The organism is Streptomyces sp. NPDC034670 (assembly GCF_055574875.1).
Genome location: NZ_JBVITR010000081.1, coordinates 1 through 19,382, shown reverse-complemented (window position 1 = coordinate 19,382; position 19,382 = coordinate 1). Strand labels below are relative to the sequence as shown.

General features: G+C 76.5%; 15 protein-coding genes. 10 read left to right on the top strand and 5 right to left on the bottom strand.

Translation table 11 applies throughout. The features are described from left to right. Positions 1-254: 254 nt before the first annotated feature. From ACZ56B_RS31115 to ACZ56B_RS31085, 7 genes are all read left to right on the top strand, one after another. Complete coding sequence (locus ACZ56B_RS31115) at positions 255-3,152, top strand: helix-turn-helix transcriptional regulator (protein WP_468797874.1); 2,898 nt, start codon at positions 255-257, stop codon at positions 3,150-3,152. 143 nt (positions 3,153-3,295) lie between these two features. Continuing rightward, positions 3,296-4,558, top strand: a complete 1,263-nt coding sequence (locus ACZ56B_RS31110) for an RsbRD N-terminal domain-containing protein (protein WP_468797871.1) — start codon at positions 3,296-3,298, stop codon at positions 4,556-4,558. A gap of 296 nt (positions 4,559-4,854) precedes the next feature. Then, entirely contained in the window at positions 4,855-5,637 is a 783-nt protein-coding gene (locus ACZ56B_RS31105; RefSeq protein ID WP_468797868.1) for an ABC transporter ATP-binding protein, read from the top strand. Beyond that, a complete protein-coding gene (locus tag ACZ56B_RS31100; RefSeq protein ID WP_468797865.1) occupies positions 5,634-6,437 on the top strand; it encodes an ABC transporter ATP-binding protein in 804 nt (267 codons plus the stop codon). The genes ACZ56B_RS31105 and ACZ56B_RS31100 overlap by 4 nt, the downstream gene beginning before the upstream one ends. Then, positions 6,434-7,330 (top strand): branched-chain amino acid ABC transporter permease, encoded by an 897-nt coding sequence (locus ACZ56B_RS31095; protein WP_468797862.1) that lies wholly within the window; start codon positions 6,434-6,436, stop codon positions 7,328-7,330. The genes ACZ56B_RS31100 and ACZ56B_RS31095 overlap by 4 nt, the downstream gene beginning before the upstream one ends. Beyond that, positions 7,323-8,468, top strand: coding sequence for a branched-chain amino acid ABC transporter permease (locus tag ACZ56B_RS31090; protein ID WP_468797859.1), 1,146 nt, complete (start codon positions 7,323-7,325; stop codon positions 8,466-8,468). The genes ACZ56B_RS31095 and ACZ56B_RS31090 overlap by 8 nt, the downstream gene beginning before the upstream one ends. After that, positions 8,465-9,751, top strand: a complete 1,287-nt coding sequence (locus ACZ56B_RS31085; protein WP_468797856.1) for an ABC transporter substrate-binding protein — start codon at positions 8,465-8,467, stop codon at positions 9,749-9,751. Before ACZ56B_RS31090 ends, ACZ56B_RS31085 begins: the two co-directional genes overlap by 4 nt. A 108-nt stretch (positions 9,752-9,859) precedes the next feature. Here the strand turns inward: ACZ56B_RS31085 and ACZ56B_RS31080 are convergent, their stop codons facing one another. After that, positions 9,860-10,342 (bottom strand): MSMEG_6728 family protein, encoded by a 483-nt coding sequence (locus ACZ56B_RS31080; RefSeq protein ID WP_468797853.1) that lies wholly within the window; start codon positions 10,340-10,342, stop codon positions 9,860-9,862. Positions 10,343-10,433: 91 nt separating this feature from the next. Next, on the bottom strand, positions 10,434-11,477 hold the full coding sequence (gene mgrA / locus ACZ56B_RS31075) for an L-glyceraldehyde 3-phosphate reductase (RefSeq protein WP_468797850.1): 1,044 nt from the start codon (positions 11,475-11,477) through the stop codon (positions 10,434-10,436). Between the two features lie 239 nt (positions 11,478-11,716). Between mgrA and ACZ56B_RS31070 the strand changes: the two genes are divergently transcribed. Beyond that, positions 11,717-12,292: a snapalysin family zinc-dependent metalloprotease gene (locus ACZ56B_RS31070; RefSeq protein ID WP_468797847.1), complete on the top strand. Its 576-nt coding sequence runs from the start codon at positions 11,717-11,719 to the stop codon at positions 12,290-12,292. A gap of 254 nt (positions 12,293-12,546) precedes the next feature. Here ACZ56B_RS31070 and ACZ56B_RS31065 read toward each other — a convergent pair whose 3' ends face one another. The 3 genes from ACZ56B_RS31065 to ACZ56B_RS31055 all read right to left on the bottom strand — a co-directional run bounded on the left by ACZ56B_RS31065 (position 12,547) and on the right by ACZ56B_RS31055 (position 17,152). Next, positions 12,547-13,869, bottom strand: a complete 1,323-nt coding sequence (locus ACZ56B_RS31065; RefSeq protein WP_468797844.1) for a lipase family protein — start codon at positions 13,867-13,869, stop codon at positions 12,547-12,549. A gap of 175 nt (positions 13,870-14,044) precedes the next feature. Further along, a complete protein-coding gene (locus ACZ56B_RS31060; protein WP_468797841.1) occupies positions 14,045-15,205 on the bottom strand; it encodes a S1 family peptidase in 1,161 nt (386 codons plus the stop codon). A 243-nt stretch (positions 15,206-15,448) separates the two neighbouring features. Further along, entirely contained in the window at positions 15,449-17,152 is a 1,704-nt protein-coding gene (locus ACZ56B_RS31055; RefSeq protein WP_468797877.1) for a PP2C family protein-serine/threonine phosphatase, read from the bottom strand. Between the two features lie 483 nt (positions 17,153-17,635). On the opposite strand from ACZ56B_RS31055, the gene ACZ56B_RS31050 reads away from it, so the two are divergent. Continuing rightward, positions 17,636-17,986: a hypothetical protein gene (locus tag ACZ56B_RS31050; protein WP_468797838.1), complete on the top strand. Its 351-nt coding sequence runs from the start codon at positions 17,636-17,638 to the stop codon at positions 17,984-17,986. Between the two features lie 119 nt (positions 17,987-18,105). After that, the gene (locus tag ACZ56B_RS31045) at positions 18,106-19,191 is read left to right on the top strand and encodes a GNAT family N-acetyltransferase (RefSeq protein ID WP_468797835.1); all 1,086 of its coding nucleotides are present in this window, start codon (positions 18,106-18,108) and stop codon (positions 19,189-19,191) included. The last annotated feature ends 191 nt before the right edge of the window (positions 19,192-19,382 follow it).

Sequence of the window (19,382 nt, the reverse complement as noted above, 5' to 3'; positions counted from 1 at the left end):
CCCCCCCCCCCCCCCCCCCCCCCCCCCCCCCCCCCCCCCCCCCCCCCCCCCCCCCCCCCCCCCCCCCCCCCCCCCCCCCCCCCCCCCCCACCGGCGTTGTGCGCGGGCACCGCCGCGGCCCGCCCGCCCTGGTCCGCGGCACACACCGCCGCCCTGACGGGCCGTGAAAACCGCTGGTGGTGCGGTTGGCACGTCATCCCGCCGGTTCGGACGCACACCTTCCACCTTTTCTTACGCGTGAGTAAGGTCGCGGGATGACCGGACAGACGACCCCGGGGCCCGCTCCGCTCCGGTACCGCCCGGGACCGGCGCGGCAGGAGATCGCCGAGCTGCTGGACGGGCTGCGCGCCGACGGCGGCGTCCGCGTCGTGACCGGCGAACCCGGTTGCGGTCGCACGGCCTTCCTCGAGTTCGCCGCCCGTTCCTTCCGCGCCGGGCCGGTGTGGCACGTCCGCGCCGACCCGTCCCGGACCGGACGGCCGCACAGCGGCCTGCGCGCCCTGCTGCGCACCGCCGGCCACGCCGTGCGCCTCCCCGCGGACGGCACGGCGGGCGAGGTGCTGCTCGGTGTCCTGCGCGCGGCGGCGGCCGCGTCCCCGCTCCTGGTGTGCGTGGACGACGCGCACCGGTGGGACGCCGCGTCGCGCGCCGCGCTGGGACACGCGGCCGCGCGGGTGCACGCGACGGGCGGCCGGGTGGGACTGCTGCTGAGCGTGCCCGGACACCGGCCCGTCGGCCGGGAGGCGGCGGGACTGCCCGTGTGGCGCGTCGCCCCGCTCCCGCCCGGGGACGCGGCGGCCCTGGTCGACGAGGCGACGGACGGCGCCGTCGACCCGGCCGTGCGCGAGGAGCTGGTGACGGAGGCGGAGGGCAACCCCGCGCTGCTGCTGGCGCTGGTCCGCCGCCTGTCGCCCGCCCAGCTCCGCGGCCGCCGCGCGCTGCCCCGGCCGCTGGCCGACGCGGAGGTCCTCACCGGGGTCGTCGGCGGGTGTCTGACCGGTGTGCCGCCGGACCACGCCGACCTGCTCCTGGCGACGGCCGCCGCCGTGCGGGTGACCGGGGAGGAGGACGCCGACGCGGACCTCGTGCGGCGGGCGGCCGGGAACCTCGGGGGACGGCCGGCCGTACCGGCCCCCGGGACCCTCCCGTCCGCCGCGGGAACGCTGCCCGGGGCGCTCGTCCCGGCCGACGGCCGGCTGCGCTTTCGCAGCGCGCTGCTCGGCAGGGCGATGTACGCCGGCGCGCCGCCCGGACGGCGCCGGGCCGTGCACCGCGCGCTGGCGGGGAGCCTGGCGGACCCGCGCGGCGTCGTGGCGCTGCTGCACCGCTCGTGGACGGTCACCGGCCCCGCTCCCGCCCTCGCGGCCGAACTCGCCGCGGCGGCGGCCGGCCCGGCGTCCGCGCCGCCCCGCCTGCGCCGCGCGGCGTACGCGCGCGCCGCCGAACTGACGCCGGACGACGCCGAGCGGGCCCACCGGTACACGGCCGCCGCGCGGCAGGCGCTCCTCGCCGGGGACCCGCCCGAGGCCCTGCGGCTGCTCGACGCCGCCCGGAGCCGCCCGGCCCCCGCGCCGGTGCGCGGCGGCGCGGAACTCCTGCGCGGTGCGGTGCTGCTGGCCGACGGGCCGGTGGACGACGCCCGCGAGTCCTTCCTGCTCGCCGCCGGCCTGCTGGCGGGCCGCAGCCGCGAGGAGGCCGGCACGGCGGTCCTGGGGGCGGCGAACGCGGCGTGGGCCGCCGGTGACCTGACGGCCTGCCTCCAGGTCCTCGCCCCCGACGGCCCCCCGCCGCGCGAGTCCGCCCGTGTCCCCGCCCGCACCCCCGCCGCGGCCGTCCCCCGCGGCGCGCACGCCCCCGCCACCGGGCCCGCCGGCGCGGACGCCCCCGCGACCGCGCCGGCCCGCCCCGCCGGTCCCACCCGCTCCGCCCTGCTCCGCGACCACCGGGACGGGATGCGGGCCGTGCTCCTGGGCCGCTTCGACCTGGCCGCCGCCCCGCTGCGGCGCGTGCTCGACGGGGGCCCGCCCCCGGGCGAGCCCGAGCGGCTGCTGGAGTCCGCCGCCGCGGCGCTCATGCTGGGCGAGGTGACCGCCGCCCGCAGGTCCGGCGCCCGCGCGCTGGCGGCGGCCCGGACCCTCGGCTCCGCCGCCCTCGAACCGAGGGCGCTGGAGTACCTGGCCTACGCCGAACTGCGGGCCGGCCGCCACCAGCTCGCGCGCACCCACGCCGAGGAGGGGCTGCGCACCGCGCGGCGGACCGGGCAGCGGAACACGGCCGCCCACCACCACGCGGTCCTGGCCCTCGCGGCGTCGATCGAGGGGGAGCGGGAGCTCGTCGCCGAGCACGCGGCGGCGGCCCTGCGCACGGCCCGGCGGCACGGACTGGCGCAGGCCGCCACCCTCGCGCAATGGGCCCTGGCCCGCGCCGACCTGGGTGGGGGCCGCCCCGGGGAGGCCGCCGACCGGCTCGGACCGCTGGTGCGCCCCGGTGCGCGGCGCGGCCACTTCGCGGTGTGGATGCTCGCCGTCCCCTGCTTCGTGGAGGCCGCGGTCCTCGCCGGCCGGCCCGCGCACGCCCGGGAGGTGGTCGAGGACTTCGCACGGTGGGCCGCGTGCGGGGCGGACCCGCAGGCCCCCGCCCAACTCCTGCGCTGCCGCGCGCTGCTGGCCGCGCCGGAGGCCGCCGACGCGCTGTACCTGCGCGCCCTGGACCGCCACGAGGAGACGGCCGGCGAGTTCGAGCGGGCACGCACCGAGCTGCTCTACGGCAAGTGGCTGCGGCGCCGGCGCCGGCTGGGCGAGGCACGCGCACGGCTCGGGGAGGCGCTGCTGGGCTTCGAACGCTGCGGCGCGCACCCGTGGGGGCAGCAGGCGGCGGCGGAACTGCGGGCCAACGGCGCCGCGCCGGCCGGGGCCGGGCGGCCGGTCCGGTACGGCCCGGGGGAGCTGTCCCGGCTGACGCCGCAGCAACTGCGCATCGCGCGGCGCGTCGCCGAGGGCGCCACCAACCGGGAGGTGGCCCTGAGCCTGTCCGTCAGCACCCGCACGGTCGACTACCACCTGCGGAACGTCTTCGCCGCGCTCGGCGTCCGCTCCCGGGTCGAGCTGGCCAGACTGGTCGAACAGGCGGAAAAGACCGGTGCACGACTCTAGGGACCGACCGGACGGTATGCCATCCTTCGGGGCAGGACGAGTCAGGTGGCGGGCGGCCCACGGGCTCTCCGGCCGGCCGGGCGCCGGTACGGGGGACCGCCGCGCGGGCGCCGCCGGGAAGCCGACCCTGGGGGAGATGCGCGATGCACCACGCCGTACGCCCACACACCCTGCCCCGCCCCGGGCCCGTGCCCGCCCCGCGGCCGCGGACGCCGCGCGTGCGGTCGCTGATCGACGCCGACGCGCTGCGCGTGCTGCACCGGGCCGCCCGGGTGCTGCTGGACGACCTGCCCCGGCTCACCGACCGCCTGGTCGCCGTCCTGCAGGAGCGGGAACCCGCCTACCGGGCCGCCGTCGAGGAGGACCCCGCCGCGATCTGGCAGGAGGCGCACCGCTCGCTGCGGCACAGCGTCTCCTCCCTGCTCGATCCCCGGGGCGCCCGGGACGCGGCGCGCCGCTGCTCCTGGAGGATCGGTGCCGCCCGCGCCGAGCAGGGACTGCCGCTGGACGCGCTGCTGCACGCCTTCCGGCTGGGCGGCTCGCTGGTGTGGCAGGGCCTGGTCGACGAGACGTCACGGGCGGCGCCCGAGGACGTACGGCTGCTGGTGCACGTGGCGTCCGACGTGTGGAACTTCGTCGACGAGCACTGCACCCTCGTGGCGGACTCCTACCGGCAGACCGAGCGGCAGCTGGCCTGGCGGCGGGAGAACAGGGTGCGCCTGCTCGCCGCGGCCCTGCTGGACGGCACGAGCCGCATCGCCGACCTGCCCGAGGCCGCCCGGGCACTGGGCCTGCCGGAGCAGGGGCGGTACGCGGTCGTCGCGGCCGGCGGCGGCCGGCCCACCGGCCGTCCGGGCGCCCGGGCGGCCCTCGGCCCGGGGGTGCGCGTGCACTGGCACACGGGCGCGGAAGCGGACTACGGCATCGTCCTGGTCGGGGACGACGGTGAGGAGGTGGCCGTGCCGGAGGAACAGGCGCCCGGGACACGGGTGGGCGTCAGCAGCGCGGTCGAGGGCCTGGCCGCCGTCGGCGAGGCCCGCCGGCTGGCGGACACCGCGCTGAGCCTGTCCCCGCAGGAGGGCGGCACGGTCCGGCTGACCGACCACCTGCCCGCGGCGCTGGTGGTGGCGAGTCCCGAACTCGGTGCCGCCCTGGCCGACCGGCTGCTCGGTCCGCTGGCGCACCTCGAACCCGCCGACGCGGACGTCCTGCTGGACACCCTGGCCACCTGGCTGGCCTGCGACGGCTCGGCCCAGCGGGCGGGCCGCCGCCTGTACTGCCACCGCAACACCGTCCTCAACCGCCTGCGCCGCTACGAGCAGCTGTCGGGCCGTTCCCTCTCCCGCCCGTCCGACCTCGTCGAGGTCAGCCTCGCCCTGACCGCCCGCAGGCTCCTCGGCCGCTGACGACCGGGCGCGCCCTCCCGCCCGGGGCACCGGCGTTCCGGGGGAGGGGGGTGCCCCCGGAACGCCCCGCCGGACCGGCCGGCCGGCCGTGCGGCGGGCCCGGACGGGGCGGCCGGGCTCCCGGGGCCCGCCGCCTGGGCACCCGCACAACCCCCGTCCGCCCCCGTTGGTACGCCGCAGCGTGCGGACCCGGAAGCCTGTACCGGCCGTCCGCGCCCGTGCTGTCGTGAGCTCGCCTTCCCCGAATCCCCCGAAGCCGTCGCCGCCCCCGGGCGGCACGGCCCCGAGGAGCCGCGATGCCCGAAGCACCACCGGACGAGCTGCCCGCACTGCGCGTCGAGAACGTCGACGTGACGTACGGGCGCGCCGTGTCCGCCCTCCGTTCCGTGTCCCTGACCGTGCCGCACGGCGCCGTCGTCGCCCTGCTCGGCGCCAACGGCGCCGGCAAGACGACCCTGCTGCGGGCCGTCTCCGGCACGCTGCGCCTGCACCGCGGCGCGATCACGGCCGGCCGCGTCCGCTACGGCGGGACGGTGCTCGACGGCAAGGACCCCGTCGCGGCGGTGCGCGCCGGAGTCGTGCAGGTCCCCGAGGGGCGGCGGGTGTTCGCCGGGCTCTCGGTCGACGAGAACCTGCGCTCCGGCGGGCTCGGCCTCGGCCGGCGCGGGCGGAACCAGGTCCGGGAGGCCCGCGACCGCGTGTTCGCGCTGTTCCCCCGCCTCGCCGAACGCACGGGCCAGGCCGCCGGCCTGCTCTCCGGGGGCGAGCAGCAGATGCTCGCCATCGGCCGCGCCCTGATGGCCGCCCCCCGCCTGCTGCTCCTCGACGAGCCCTCCCTCGGCCTCGCCCCGCAGATGGTGCACCGCATCGCCGAGGTGGTCCGCGAGATCAACGCCCAGGGCACCGCCGTGCTCCTCGTCGAGCAGAACGCCGGCATGGCGCTCTCCCTCGCCGACCACGCCCACGTGCTGGAGGTCGGCGAGACCCGCCTGTCCGGCCCCGCCGGCGAACTCGCCCGCACCGACGCCGTGCGCCGCCTCTACCTGGGCGAGTCGGCCGAGGACCGGGGGGCCGCGTGAACGACCGCTCCACCACCGCACCGCCCGTGCTCGACGTGCGGGACGTCACCGTGCGCTTCGCCGGCCTCACCGCCCTCGACGGCGTCTGCTTCACCGTCGCCCCCGGCTCGGTGCACGCGCTCATCGGACCCAACGGCGCCGGCAAGTCCACCTGCTTCAACGTGCTGTCGGGCCTGTGCCGGCTGGCCGCCGGCACGGTGACCCTCGGCGACACCGAGCTGACCCGGCTCGCCCCGCACCGCATCGCCGCGCTCGGCGTGGCCCGCACCTTCCAGAACATCGTCACCACCCACGGCACGGTCGCCGACAACCTCATGCTCGGCCGCCACGCCCTGTCCCGCGCCGGTTTCACCGCGAGCGCGCTGCGCCTGCCGGGCGCCCGGCGCGAGCAGCGCGAGCACCTCGACCGGGCCCGCGAGATCGCCGGACTCACCGGCCTGGGACGGCACTTCGACAGCCCCGTCGCGCTGCTGCCGTACGGCGACCGCAAACGCGTCGAACTCGCCCGCGCCCTCTGCCTGGAGCCGCGGGTGCTGCTCCTCGACGAACCCGTGGCCGGCATGAACGCCGCCGAACGCGCCCGCACCGCCGAGGTCGTGGGCGAACTGCGCGCCGAACTCGGCCTGTCCGTCGTCCTCGTCGAGCACGACATGGGCCTCGTCATGCGGCTCGCCGACGACGTCACCGTGCTCGACTTCGGCCGGCGCATCGCCCACGGCACCCCCGACGAGGTCCGCCGGGACCCCGAGGTGCTGCGCGCCTACCTCGGCACCGATGCGACCGGACAGGACGCGGCATGACGGCATTCCTCGACAACGTCCTCGGCGGACTGGCGCTCGGCGCGGTCTACGCGCTCGTCGCCCTCGGCTTCGTCGTCATCTTCAAGGCCTCCGGCGTCCTCAACTTCGCCCACGGCTCCCTGCTCCTGCTCGGCGGCTACCTCATCGCCGTGCTCCACGACGACCTCGGCTTCGCCGGCGCGCTCGCCCTGGCCGTCCTGACCACGGCCGCCCTCGCGGGCGCGCTCGACCGCTTCCTGCTGCAACGCGGCGGCCAGGACGCCCACTCCGCCCACGTCCAGACCATCGTCACCATCGGCGTCGACATCGTCCTGCTCACCGACCTGGCCCGGCGCATCGGCGGCGACCTGCTGTCGCTCGGCGACCCGTGGGGCGACGCGGTGACCGAACTGGGGCCGCTCACCGTCGCCGACAGCCGGCTCGCCGCGATCGCGGTGTCGGCCGCGGTCATCGGCGGGGTGTTCGCGCTGTTCCGGTTCACCTCCTGGGGGCTGTCCCTGCGGGCGGCGGCCGAGGACCTGGAGGCCGCCGCGCTCATGGGCGTACGGCTCGGCCGGGTCCGGGCGGGCGCCTGGTGCCTGGCGGGCGCGCTCGCCGCGCTGGCGGCGGTGTTCCTCGCCGCGTTCCCCGCGCCGGGCCTGGAGCGCACCACCGGCCAGATCGCCCTCAACGCCTTCCCCGCCGCGATCCTCGGCGGACTGGCCTCCCCGGCCGGCGCCCTCGCGGGCAGCCTGATCATCGGCCTCACCGAGGCGCTCGTCGTCGGGTACCAGTCCGAACTGCACGTCCTCGGCGAGGGGTTCGGCGACGTCGCCCCGTACGCGGTGATGCTGCTGGTGCTCCTCGTGCGGCCCACCGGACTGTTCGGCGCGAAGGGAGCGGCCCGTGTCTGACCGACTCCTCGGAGCCCTGACCCGTCGGCGGGGCCGGCTCCTGCTGCTCGCCGCCGTCCTGTGCCTGCCGCCGTTCTACCTGGACGCCTTCTGGCTGCGCATCGGCCTGTTCTCCATGGCCGCGGCCATCGGCGCCGTCGGTCTCGCCCTGCTCAGCGGCACCGCCGACCAGCTCTCCCTCGGCCACGCCTTCTTCCTCGCCGTCGGCGCCTACGGCTACGCCTGGTTCGCGGGCGAACCCGGACCGGGGCTGCCGCCGGCCCTCGCCGCGCTCCTCGCGGTGCTGCTCGCGGGGGCGGCCGGCGGGCTGTTCAGTCCCGTGGCCGCCCGGGTCAAGGGCATCTACCTGGGCATCGCGACCCTCGCCCTGGTCTTCCTCGGCCACCACGTCCTGCTGACCGCGGACTCCGTCACCGGCGGCTTCAACGGCCGCTCCGTGCCCCCGCTCACCCTCGGCGGGTTCACCTTCGCGGAGAGCGACCCCGAACTGACCGTCCTCGGCGTGCCGTTCGGCGCCGAGGAGCGGCTGTGGTTCCTGGGTCTGGCCCTGTTCGCGTTCACCTGGTTCACCGCCCGCGGCCTGCTGCGCTCACGCCCCGGCCGCGCGCTGGCCGCCCTGCGCGACAGCGAGACCGCGGCCGCCGTGATGGGCGTCGACGTCGCCCGGCACCGCTCCGCGGCGTTCGTGGTGTCGTCGATGTACGCCGGCCTCGCGGGCGTGCTCCTCGCGCTCGCCTTCCGCCGCGTCGTCCCGGACTACTTCTCCCTCGTCCTCTCCGTCGACTACCTCGCCATGATCGTCATCGGCGGCCTCGGGTCCGTCGCCGGAGCCACCGCCGGCGCCGTCTTCGTCACCGCGCTGCCCCTGCTGATGACCCGCTACGCCGACCAGCTCCCGCTGGTCGCCGCACCCGGCTCCGCCGAGGGCGCCGTGGGCCCCACCGAGGCCGCCCGCTACCTCTACGGCGCGGCCATCGTCCTGGTCCTGCTGTACGCGCCCGACGGTCTGCACGGCCTGGCCCGCCGGGCCGGCGACCGCGTACGGCGCCGCCGGTCCCGCACCCCCGCCGGCACGACCGACGTCCCCCCGCCCCCGCGGCCGGCCGCAGCCGCACGACCCAAGGAGCACACCCCGTGAACCCCACGCACCCCAGGCCCCGCAACGGGCGCCGCACCGCCGGCACCGTCCTCGCCGGCGCCCTCGTCCTGCTGCTCGCGGCCACCGGGTGCAGCTCCAAGGCGGAGGACGGCAAGGGCGGCGGCGAGGCCGCCGACGGCGTCCGCACCGGCCCGGGCATCGGCGCCGACTCCATCAGACTGGGCGCCCTCACCGACCTGACCGGTCCCTACGCCACCCTCGGCAAGAGCATCGTGCAGGCGCAGCAGATGTGGGCCGACGAGGTCAACGCCGACGGCGGCATCTGCGACCGCAAGGTCGAGATCGTCGTCAAGGACCACGGCTACGACGTGCAGAAGGCCGTCGCCGCCTACGCCGACATCGCCCCCGACGTCGTGGCGCTGCCCCAGGTCATCGGCTCCCCGGTGGTCGCGGCACTGCTCGACGACATCCAGCGGGACGAGATGCTCACCTTCCCGCAGGCCTGGGCGGCCTCCCTGCTCGGCAAGGACGCCATCCAGGTGCTCGGCACCACCTACGACGTCGACATGATCGCCGCGGTCGGGTTCCTCACCCGCACCAAGGGCCTGGAGAAGGGCGACACCATCGGCCACGTCTACTTCGAGGGCGACTACGGCGCCAACGCCCTGGAGGGCTCCACCTGGGCGGCCGGGAAGGCCGGCCTGAAGGTGGCCGGGCAGAAGATCAAGGCGACGGACACCGACCTGTCGGCCCAGGTCTCGGCCCTGCGCAAGGAGGGCGTCAAGGCCGTCCTGATCAGCGCCGGACCCGCGCAGACGGCCTCCCTGGTCGGCGTCGCGGCCTCCCGCGGCCTGAAGGTGCCCGTCGTCAGCAGCGCCCCCGGCTTCGCGCCCCAGCTGATGAAGACGCCGGCCGCGCCCGCCCTGGCGGCGATGCTCAGCATCGTGAGCGCCGCGCCCGCGGTCAGCTCCGACCTGCCCGGCGTGGAGAAGATGGTGGCGTCGTACCGGAAGAAGTACCCGGACTCGCCGGTCGACTCCGGCGTGCTGTCCGGGTACAACGCCGCCCGGCTCCTGGGCGCCGACCTGGAGAAGGCCTGCGAGGCGGGCGGTCTCACCCGTGAGGACGTCGTCAAGGCGCACCGCTCCCGGAAGAACGCCGACACCGGTCTCGGCACCGCGCAGGACTTCTCCGACGTCGACCGCCCGGCGAGCGTGAAGACGTACGTCCTGAAGCCCGACGCCGAGGCGGTCGGCGGCGTGGTGAACGCGGAGGACGCGCACGTGGCACCGGGCGTCGAGGAGTACCTGGCCTCCCGGTAGGGGCACGGCGGCGCCCCGGCGGGTCCCCGGGAGGGGGCGCCGGGGCGCCGGCGCGATCGGGGCGGCCGCGGCCGGGGGGCGCGGCCCCGGCCCGTGGCCGCGGGCGGGTCAGCCGGCCGCCGCCTCGGGGTCGCGGTCGGACGCCGGCCAGACGTACGGCAGGTCGTCCGGTTCGCCGGGGAAGAGCTCCCCGTAGACGGCCGGGTCCTTGCGGACCAGCGCCGAGCGGTGACTGCGGTGCACGGCGTCGTCCCCGAGCCAGGGCGGCAGCTCGCCGGCCTCGGCCAGCTGCCGCTGACCGCGCACCGGTGCGCCGGGCCGTACGGTGGCGAGGTCGGCGACCAGGGTGGCGGCGCAGCTGTCCTGGTGGCCCCGGTCGCGCCAGACCCGGCAGATCTCCAGGCCGTACCGCACCAGCGCCTCCTCGTAACCGGTCCACATGCGCACCGCCGGGTGCCGGCGCCAGCCGTAGCCGGGGACGATCAGGCCGCGCAGCACCTGGAGCGCCTCGACCCGCTGCTTGCCGAGCCGGCGCCGGTCGAGCACCAGCGCCGACCCGCAGAAGTCGGGATACGGCAGGAACGTCTGCATGGGTCCGTCCGAACGGTGGGGGCACCGCGGCCGCGGAACGCGGCTCACCGGACCGCAGTTCCCCTTCCGCGGCGGTGCACACCCGCGGGGGTCAGCCGAGGGTGCCCAGCCGGGCCTCGCGCCACAGGTCGACGCCCCCGTCGGTGGCGTACGCGTCGATCTCGGCCAGTTCCCCGGCGTCGAAGCCGAGGTTGTCCAGCGCGGCGACGTTCTGTTCCAGCTGCTCGACGCGGGACGCGCCGACGACCAGCGAGGTGACCCGCGGGTCCCGCAGGGCCCAGGCCAGCGCCATCTGGGCGAGCGTCTGCCCGCGGCGGGCGGCGATGCCGTTCAGGGCCCGCAGGCGCCGCAGCATGTCGTCGGTGAGCCAGGCGGTGTCGAACGACGTGCCCGCCGCCGCCCGCGAGTCCCGCGGGACGCCGTCCAGGTAGCGCCCGGTCAGCAGCCCCTGGGCGAGCGCCGTGAAGCCGATGACGCCGAAGCCCTCCTCCCGGGCCGCGTCCAGCAGCCCCTCCGTCTCGATCCAGCGGTTCAGCATGCTGTACGACGGCTGGTGGATCAGCAGCGGGGTCCCGAGGTCCCTCAGGATCGCGGCGGCCTCGCGGGTGCGCTCGGCGTCGTAGGAGGAGATGCCGACGTAGAGCGCCTTGCCCTGGCGCACCGCGGTGTCGAGCGCGCCCATGGTCTCCTCGAGCGGGGTGGTGGCGTCGAGGCGGTGGGAGTAGAAGATGTCCACGTACTCCAGCCCCATGCGTTTCAGGGACTGGTCCAGCGAGGCGAGCAGGTACTTGCGGGAACCGCCGCCCTGGCCGTAGGGCCCGGGCCACATGTCCCAGCCCGCCTTGGTGGAGATCACCAGCTCGTCCCGGTAGGGGGCGAGGTCCCGCTTCATCAGCCGGCCGAAGTTGGTCTCGGCGGCGCCGTAGGGCGGACCGTAGTTGTTTGCCAGGTCGTGGTGGGTGATGCCGAGGTCGAAGGCGCGCAGGGCGATCTCGCGCTGGGTCCCGAAGGGGCGGTCGTCGCCGAAGTTGTGCCAGTAGCCCAGGGACAGCAGGGGGAGGTCGAGCCCCGAGCGGCCGGTGCGCCGGTAGCGCATGGTGCCGTCGTAGCGCTCGGGGTGGGCGAGGTGGTTCATCGGGTCGTCTCCGGTGGTGCGATCAGGGGTGTCCCGTGGGAGGGTGTGGATCCCCGCCCACAGTGCCCCCGGGTGATCGGGAAGTCCAGCCGGTGCTTCCCCGGGACCCGGCGGCGCCGCGTTCGCGCCGCGGGCCCCGCACGCGGCGGCCGGAACGACGGATTGACGGCCGTGACGGGTGGGCAGAGAGGCAGGGAGTGTCATGAACACGACTACCTTCCCCCACGAGGAGGTCGACCATGCACGTGCGCACCACCCTGACCGGCGGTCTGACAGCGGCCCTGGTGATGTCCTTCCCGCTGCTGGGCGGCCAGGCCGCGGCCGCCCCCTCCGGCGGCACCGCGAGCCCTTCGGCCGCCGTCCGCGTGCTCACCTACGACGCCAGCGGCGCCGCGGAGTTCAGGTCCGCGGTCGACCGGGGCGCGGCGATCTGGAACGAGAGCGTCGACGCCGTGGAACTGCGTCCGGCCGCGTCCGGACAGCGCGCCGACATCCGCGTCCTGGCGGACAACGGCTGGCCGCGGGCCCTGCCCTCCTCCCTGGGCAGGGGCACCGTCTACATCGGGCGCCAGGCCGTGAACCAGGGGTACAGCACCGTCCGCATCTCGTCCCACGAGCTCGGCCACATCCTGGGCCTGCCGGACCGCAAGCCCGGCCCCTGCTCCAGCCTGATGTCCGGTTCCAGCGCGGGGACCTCGTGCACGAACCCCTACCCGAACGCGGCGGAACGGGAGGAGGTCGAGGGGAACTTCGCGGGAGCGGCCTCCACCGGGACGCCGGTGCCGGCGCCGCGGGCCGTCCCGGCCGGGAGCTGACGGCCGGGACGGATCCGCGCGCGGGACCGCTCGCCGTGGTGCTCCTGTGACCGATGTGACGACTGAGGCGATTGCGGCTACAGTTGTGCCAGGTCACGGCACCGGGGATCACCGGAGCCGGCCCGCGCGTTGGTGGTCCAAGGAAAGACGCCCCGCTTCCTGCGGGGAGATGCAGGTGCAAGGCCTGCCCGGCGCTCCACCGCGAACCCCCGTCCCGCACGTCCGGGACGGGGGTTCGTGCCGTCGGGGGCGGTTCAGGGCTGCACCGGCATGCTCCGGCAGTTGGAGGCGGCCGGCCGGCCCGCGAGCCGGTCGGCCAGCCAGGACACCGCGTCGCCCTGGTCGGTCAGGAGCGGCGTCAGGTGGTTGGTGAGGATCTTGTCCCCGAGGTTCGGCAGGACGACGGCCTTGTAGGTGACGTCGGCGCCCTTGCGGCACCAGTCGACCGCCAGCCGCCGGGACTGCGCGTGCGGCACGATGTCGTCCTGGATGCCGGTGGCCAGCCGGACCGGTCCCGTGGGCTTCAGCGCGCCCAGGCGCTGCCGGTCGAGGACGGCCTGGGCGCGGGGCTCACCGGCCATGACCTCCGCGAGGCTCCTGCCGCTCGACGTCCACGTGGTGCTCTTGGTGAACCCGTGGCCGAGGATCCCGTCCCCCACGCAGGTGGTGGAGATGTCCTCCAGCGCGGCCCGCCCCGCGGCGTTGACGTGGGCGTCCACCACGTCGCGCAGATCGGGCTCGGCCTGGGCGAAACCGTTGATCGCCCAGCCCAGCGCGGCGGCCAGGGCGCTGCCGTCGATGCCCTTCATGACCTCGGCCAGGTCGGCGGGCGGCGCGCCGCTGTAGGTGCCGACGAGGTTCACCTCGGGCGCGTACGACCGGTGGAGCTCGGCCGCGGAGGCGCTGGCGCCGCCGCCCTGGCTGTAGCCGTACAGGCCCACCCGGGAACCGGCCGTGACGGAGGCTCCCGGCACGGAGCGCGCCGCCCGCGCGGCGTCCAGCATGGCGTGGCCCTGGTCGACGCGGTTGACGTAGGTGTGGAGCCGGTCGGTCGTGCCGAGACCGACGTAGTCCGTGACGACGACGGCCGCGCCGGTGGTCAGGAGGCGGTGGACCGCGAGGTTCTCGTAGCCGACCGAGAGGGTCTCCCCGCTGAGGATCAGCGGGCGTTCCAGCGAGAGCGAGGGCGCGCACTGGTCGCCCTGGCCCATGGTCCCCGAGCCCACGACCACCAGGGGGCGGGGGCCGGGGCCCTTCCAGGCCGCGGACGGCTCGATGTACGCGCCGGTCACCGCGACCCGCTCCCCGGCCGAGTCGGTGGACGTGTACATCAGGCGGGTGGCCGTGCCGGGCAGCCTGCGGCCGTCGAGACCGGGCAGGCTCAGGGCGAGGCGCAGCGGCTCGTGCCGGATCAGCACGCCGTCGGCCGGTGGCAGTTCGGGGGGCGGGGTGTAGAAGGCGGGGACGGCCACGCCGCGGGACACGACGGTGTCGCTCGCGGCGGCGGGCGGGGCGGCCACGCACACACAGGCGGTCGTGGCGACGACGGTGGTCAGCGCACGGCTCAGACGGCTCACGGCTCGCTCCTCGCTCTTCAGGAAGGTGAACCGGAAACTAGCACCGCTTACTTACCGTCGGTAACACGCGTGTGGGTTACGGACCGGTAACTCTTTGTCCCCCGCCCGCGCCGGACGCACGGGAACGGGCCCCGCCGGTCGTCCGGCGGAGCCCGCTCGCTGTCGGTGGGCCGGGTCAGGCGGTGTGCAGGGTCAGCCCGTAGCGGCCCAGGATCTCGTTGACCGGCTGGAACCAGGTCTCGCCCCCGCCGGAGCAGTTGCCCCAGCCGCCGGAGGTGACGCCCTGTGCCTGGTCGCCGCTGATGAACGCGCCGCCCGAGTCGCCGGGTTCGGCGCAGACGCTCGTCTTCGTCATCTGGTGCACCGCGCCCTGGCTGTAGTTGACGGTCTCGTTCTTCGCCAGCACGGTGCCGCAGTGCCAGCGGGTCGTGGAGCCGGAGCGGCAGATCGAGGCGCCGACCGGCGCCTCCGCCGAGCCGCGGACCAGCCGGTCCGGGACGGTGCCCCAGCCGAGCACCACCGGAACCGTCCACCAGCCGCTGCCCACGCTGACCCAGGCGTAGTCGTTGCCGGGGAACGAGGAGCCCTGGAAGGTGCCGATGTGCGAGCCGTCCCAGCCCCTGACCGCGGCGCCGGTGCCGCCGCAGTGCCCGGCGGTGACGAATCCCCCGTGGACCGAGAAGCCTATGGAGCAGCGGGCGTTGCCGGTGTAGTAGGGGTCGCCGCCCACCGTTCCCGCCGCGAAGGTGCGGGCCGCGGCCGGCGCGGTCCGCACCGTGACCGGGCCGGCCGCGCGGGCCCGGTCGACGAACCGCCGGACATCGTTGTCGCCCTGCTCGCCGCTGACCACGTTCACGACGACCGAGTTGGCGACCGGGTCCACGGACCAGCTGCTGACGCCCGGGGGCGCGTCGAGGCGGTCGATGCGGGACTTGGCCGCGTCGAGCTGCCGCGCGCTGTGCTCGACGGTGCGGACCCGCGCGCCGGAGTCCCGCAGGGCCCGGACCGTCGAGGCGTCGGCGTCCGGGGTGACGGCGACGGTCAGCTTCTCGCTCCCGGCGTCGAACCAGGCGCCGCCGTAGGCGGATCCGGCGGTTCTGCGGGCTTCGGGCGCGAGTTCCGTGGCCGCGCGTTCGGCGGCCAGCCGGCTCTCGGCCTCGGCGCGGGACAGGCCGAAGTCCCGCTGCATGGCCCGCACCAGGCCGTCGGAGGCGGGGGAGGAGGCGGAGGAGGCGGGGGCGTCCTTCGCCGCGGCGGGCGCGGTGCCGGCCGCGGTCCAGCTTCCGATCAGGAGCAGGGCGGCCACGCCGGCATGGGTGAATCGGATGCGTCTCATGGGAGGTGTCCTTCGTCGTTCCAGCGAGGTGGGGGTGGAACAACCGCAGTGTGAGAGCGCTCTCAGCGGGGTCGGGGCAGAGCATAGCCGCCCCCTTCCTGTCAGGTCTATGCCAATGTCCGGCCCTTTTCCGCTCCCGTACGGGGCGTCAAGGACCCACCCGTCAGGGGAAGTCGGCACCGGCCCGCGCCGACGGACGAGGGTGCCGGCCCGCACCGGCGGCGCGGTGCCGGCACCGCGCCGTCACGGCTCGGAGGGGATGCGCAGGGCGAGCAGGGCCACGTCGTCGTCGTTCCCGGAAGGACGCGCGCGCTCCAGCAGGAGGTCGGTGAACGCCTCCAGCGGGCGGTGGGCCAGGGAGGCGGCGTGCCGGTGCAGCAGGCGCAGGCCCTCGTCGAGGGAACGGCCGGGCGTCTCGATGAGACCGTCGGTGTAGAGCAGCAGCGTGGACCCGGGCGGCAGTTCGGTCGTGGCGTCGGGGCGCGGTCCGTGGGATCCGGCGCCCAGGAGGATGCCGTGCCCCTCGGTGAGGTAGCGGGCCTGGCCGTCGGAGGACACCAGGAGCGGCGGCGGGTGACCGGCGTTGGTCCACCGCAGCCGCCACCGGCCGTCGTCGACCCTCATGCGCGCGAACAGCAGGGTGGCCATGGTGACTTCGGTGATGCGCAGGACGGCCTGGTCCAGCCGCTCGACGATCCTGCTCGGAGGCTCCTGCTGCGCCCAGGCGTAGGCGCGGAGCATGTTGCGGATCTGCGCCATGCCCGCCGCCGCGTCGAGATCGTGCCCGACGACGTCCCCGATGGCCAGCGCGGTGGCGCCGTCCGCCAGGGGGAACGCGTCGTACCAGTCGCCCCCCACCTGGGAGGCGTCGGGCGCCGCCAGGTACCTGGCGGCCATCTGCAGGCCGGGCACGTGCGGGAGCTGGGGCAGCAGGTGGCGCTGCATGGTCTCGGCGACCATGCGCTGCCTCTGGTAGAGGCGGGCGTTGTCCAGGGCCAGCCCGGCCCGGCGGGTGATGTCCTCGAGCAGGGGGAGGTCGGCGGCCGTGAGCGGTTCCGACTGCCGGGACCGGCCCAGGGTCAGGGCTCCCAGGACCTCGCGCAGACCTCTGATCGGTGCGATGGCCGCCGAGTGGATGCCGGTCTCCTCGAAGAGGCGCCGCTGTTCGACGGCTATTCCGGAGTCGGGCGTCCCCTGGTAGGTCTCCGGTCCGGCGAGCGCCGAGGAGACCCCCCGCAGCGCCCGGGAGAGGGGCATCATGGAACTCTGCGGGATCGGCGGCATCGGCCCCTGCAGGTCCTCCCGGTGCACGAGGGCCCCGTCCTCCGCGTGCACCACCACCGTGCGCCGCACCTCGTCGTGCTCGGTGATCAGGTCGACGATCGCCCAGTCCGCGAGCTGCGGCACGACCAGGCTCACCAGCCGGCGCAGCGCCTGCTCGACGTCGAGGGTGGAGGTCAACTGGGTGGTCGTCTCGGCCAGCAGGGCCAGCCGCTCCAGCTCCGACAGGGAGCCGTGGGGCCGGGGCGTCCCGCCGCCCGCCGCCTCGTGCTCCTGCGGGAGGTGGAGGACCACCAGGGTCGCCTCGTCCCCGCCCTCCGTGTGGAGCGGGGTGATCAGCCAGGAGACGGGGACGAGGGAGCCGTCGCCCCGCTCGAACCACTCCTCGTCGGACTGCACCGTCCGGCGGGTCATGTAGGCCCGCCGCATCCCGCACTGCGTCCGGGGCAGCGGGGCGCCGTGCCGGTTGCGGTGGAGCAGTTCGTGCGCGTCGTGGCCGAGCATGTCCCCGGCGGGGCGGGCCAGCAGCCGCTCGGCGTGCGCGTTGACCGCGAGGATGCGCCCCTGCTCGTCCACCGCGTAGGCGGCGGTGCCGAGGGCGGCCAGCAGAGCGGAGGGCGCGGGCGGCGCGGCCGACGGGGGCCGCCCCTCGATGCTGCTGCCCATGGTGTCCGGGCCCGTCACGTGCTGCCTCCTCTACCGGTCCGAGCGGGATCGGACGTGCTGAGAACCCCCTCGTCCCGCTCCGGCGCATGAGGCTCCTCCTGCCAGTATCCCGTGGAAGGGTCACGCGAACCCGCTGTGATGCGGTTCTCACCCCGGCCCGCACGTGCCCCGGAGGCCCGGACGGCGCCCCGGGACCGGGTGCGGCCGGCGACGGGGCGATCGGCTCCGTCGGGGCGGGCCGTGCCCGCGGAGGACCGGTCCCGGCGTGAGGGGCGGGACACCGGGGGCGCCCTGCGGCCGGCGCGGGCCGCCGAGTGCGCCGCGCGGCGGCGCGGAGGGCTTGACGGGCGGGAGGCGCTCGGCGCTACTGGAAGGCGTGCCGGGCGCACGACCGAGGGGGCCGCCCGGTGCCGGCCCGCTCCTCCCACCCCCGCTGGGCGCACGTCGAAAGGGTGACCGGTGCGGTCTCGATGGACAGCGGCGGTGGTCGTGCCGGCCTCGGTGCTGCTCCTGCTCCTGTGCGCCCCGGTGCTCGCGGCGGACCCGCGCGCCGCGGTCCTTCCCGCGGCGGTGCCGCACGGCGAGGCGGCGCCGGCCGCGCCCGAGGGCGTCTCCACGCCCTCCCCGGGCGAGGCGGACGCCCCGGCCCACCGCCTCGTCGCCCGCTCGCCGAGGTCCCCGGGGACGGCCGGGGCCCCTCACCCGGCTCCGGGCGCCCGGCCGGCGGCGACCGCGAAGCCGCGGGCCGCCTCCCGTCCGGCCCGGCCGCCGCGGTGCCGGGGACCGGGCGGCGCCGCCCGCACGGTCACCGTCCTTCGAGCCTTCCGCCGCTGAGCGGCGGCCGTACCGCCCGGGGCCCGCGCCACGCGGTCCGGGCCGTCCGGTGACCGGTGCCGGTCCGCCGCGACGGGCAGGCCCCACCTCCCGCGTTCCCGACGACCCAGGAGACACCCATGCAGGGAAAGCGCGTTCTCGTCGTGCGGCCGGACGAACTGGGACCGGCCGAGCACAAGGTGTGGAGGCACCTGCGCCTGGAGGCCGGCGCGCCGCACAACCCGTTCCTGGACCCGGCGTTCACCACGGCGGTGGGACAGGTCAGGCCGGGCGCCAGGGTGGCCGTGCTGCAGCGGGACGGCACGCCGGTCGGGTTCTTCCCGTACGAGAGGGGGCCGTGGGGGCGGGGCCGGGCCATCGGCGCGGGGGTGTCGGACAGCCAGGGCGCCGTGCTGCGCCCCGGCCTCCGGCTGGACCCGCACACCCTGCTGGCGGCCTGCGGGCTCTCCTCCTGGGAGTTCGACCACCTGGAGGCCGGTCAGCACCTCTTCGTCCCGCACGCCGCCGAGGAACTCGCCAGCCCGGTGATCGACCTCGACGAGGGCTTCGCGCACTACACCGAGCGGCTGCGCGCGAGGTCCCCCGGCTTCCTCAGACGGACCCGGGCCAAGGAACGCAGGCTCGCCCGGCAGGTGGGCGAGGTGCGGTACGTCCACGACGCCCGGGACCCGCAGGCCCTGCGCGCGCTGATGCGCTGGAAATCCGCCCAGTACCGCAGGACCGGCCGGCGGGACCGGTTCGCACAGGAGTGGATCACGCGGCTGGTGGAGCTGCTCGCGCACGGCGACGACCCCGAGTGCCGCGGGCTGCTCTCCGTGCTGTACGCCGGCGGCCGTCCCGTGGCCGCCCACTTCGGGCTGCGCTCGCCCACGGTGCTGTCCTGGTGGTTCCCGGCGTACGACCGCGCCTACGGCACGTACTCGCCCGGGCTGGTGCTGCAGTTGCGGATGCTGGAGGCGGCGGCCGCCGACGGCATCCGCACGGTCGACCTGGGCAGCGGACCGGCCCGCTACAAGGACTCCCTCAAGACCCGCGAACTGCGGGTCTACGAGGGCGCCGTGGTGCGGCCGGGGCCGGGCGGGGCCGTGTACCGGCTGGGCCGGGAGCCGGCGAGGGCGGCCCACCGCTTCGTACGCGGCCGTCCCCGGCTGGCCGCCGCGGCCCGGCGCGTCCTGGAGGGGGCGGGCCGGCTGCGCGACCGCTGAACCGGTCCGGCGCACGCCGGCGTCCCGGCGACGCCGGCCGTCCCCCGGCACGTCCGCGCCTCCGGGACGGCGGGTCGGGTCCCGCGCCCGGGACCCGACCCCGCCGGGGGGGGTGCCCCGTGGCTGTGGGGCCCGGCGTCCCCCCCTCGCCCGGTGGGGTTCACGCCGGTCCCCCCGCCCCGCCAAACAGA

Coding starts and splice junctions, on each gene's coding strand:
- ACZ56B_RS31080 (WP_468797853.1), bottom strand. CDS start 10,342: ATGCAGACGTTCCTGCCGTATCCCGACTTCTGCGGGTCGGCGCTGGTG.
- ACZ56B_RS31070 (WP_468797847.1), top strand. CDS start 11,717: ATGCACGTGCGCACCACCCTGACCGGCGGTCTGACAGCGGCCCTGGTG.
- ACZ56B_RS31060 (WP_468797841.1), bottom strand. CDS start 15,205: ATGAGACGCATCCGATTCACCCATGCCGGCGTGGCCGCCCTGCTCCTG.
- ACZ56B_RS31110 (WP_468797871.1), top strand. CDS start 3,296: ATGCACCACGCCGTACGCCCACACACCCTGCCCCGCCCCGGGCCCGTG.
- ACZ56B_RS31105 (WP_468797868.1), top strand. CDS start 4,855: ATGCCCGAAGCACCACCGGACGAGCTGCCCGCACTGCGCGTCGAGAAC.
- ACZ56B_RS31055 (WP_468797877.1), bottom strand. CDS start 17,152: ATGGGCAGCAGCATCGAGGGGCGGCCCCCGTCGGCCGCGCCGCCCGCG.
- ACZ56B_RS31045 (WP_468797835.1), top strand. CDS start 18,106: ATGCAGGGAAAGCGCGTTCTCGTCGTGCGGCCGGACGAACTGGGACCG.
- ACZ56B_RS31115 (WP_468797874.1), top strand. CDS start 255: ATGACCGGACAGACGACCCCGGGGCCCGCTCCGCTCCGGTACCGCCCG.
- ACZ56B_RS31095 (WP_468797862.1), top strand. CDS start 6,434: ATGACGGCATTCCTCGACAACGTCCTCGGCGGACTGGCGCTCGGCGCG.
- mgrA (WP_468797850.1), bottom strand. CDS start 11,477: ATGAACCACCTCGCCCACCCCGAGCGCTACGACGGCACCATGCGCTAC.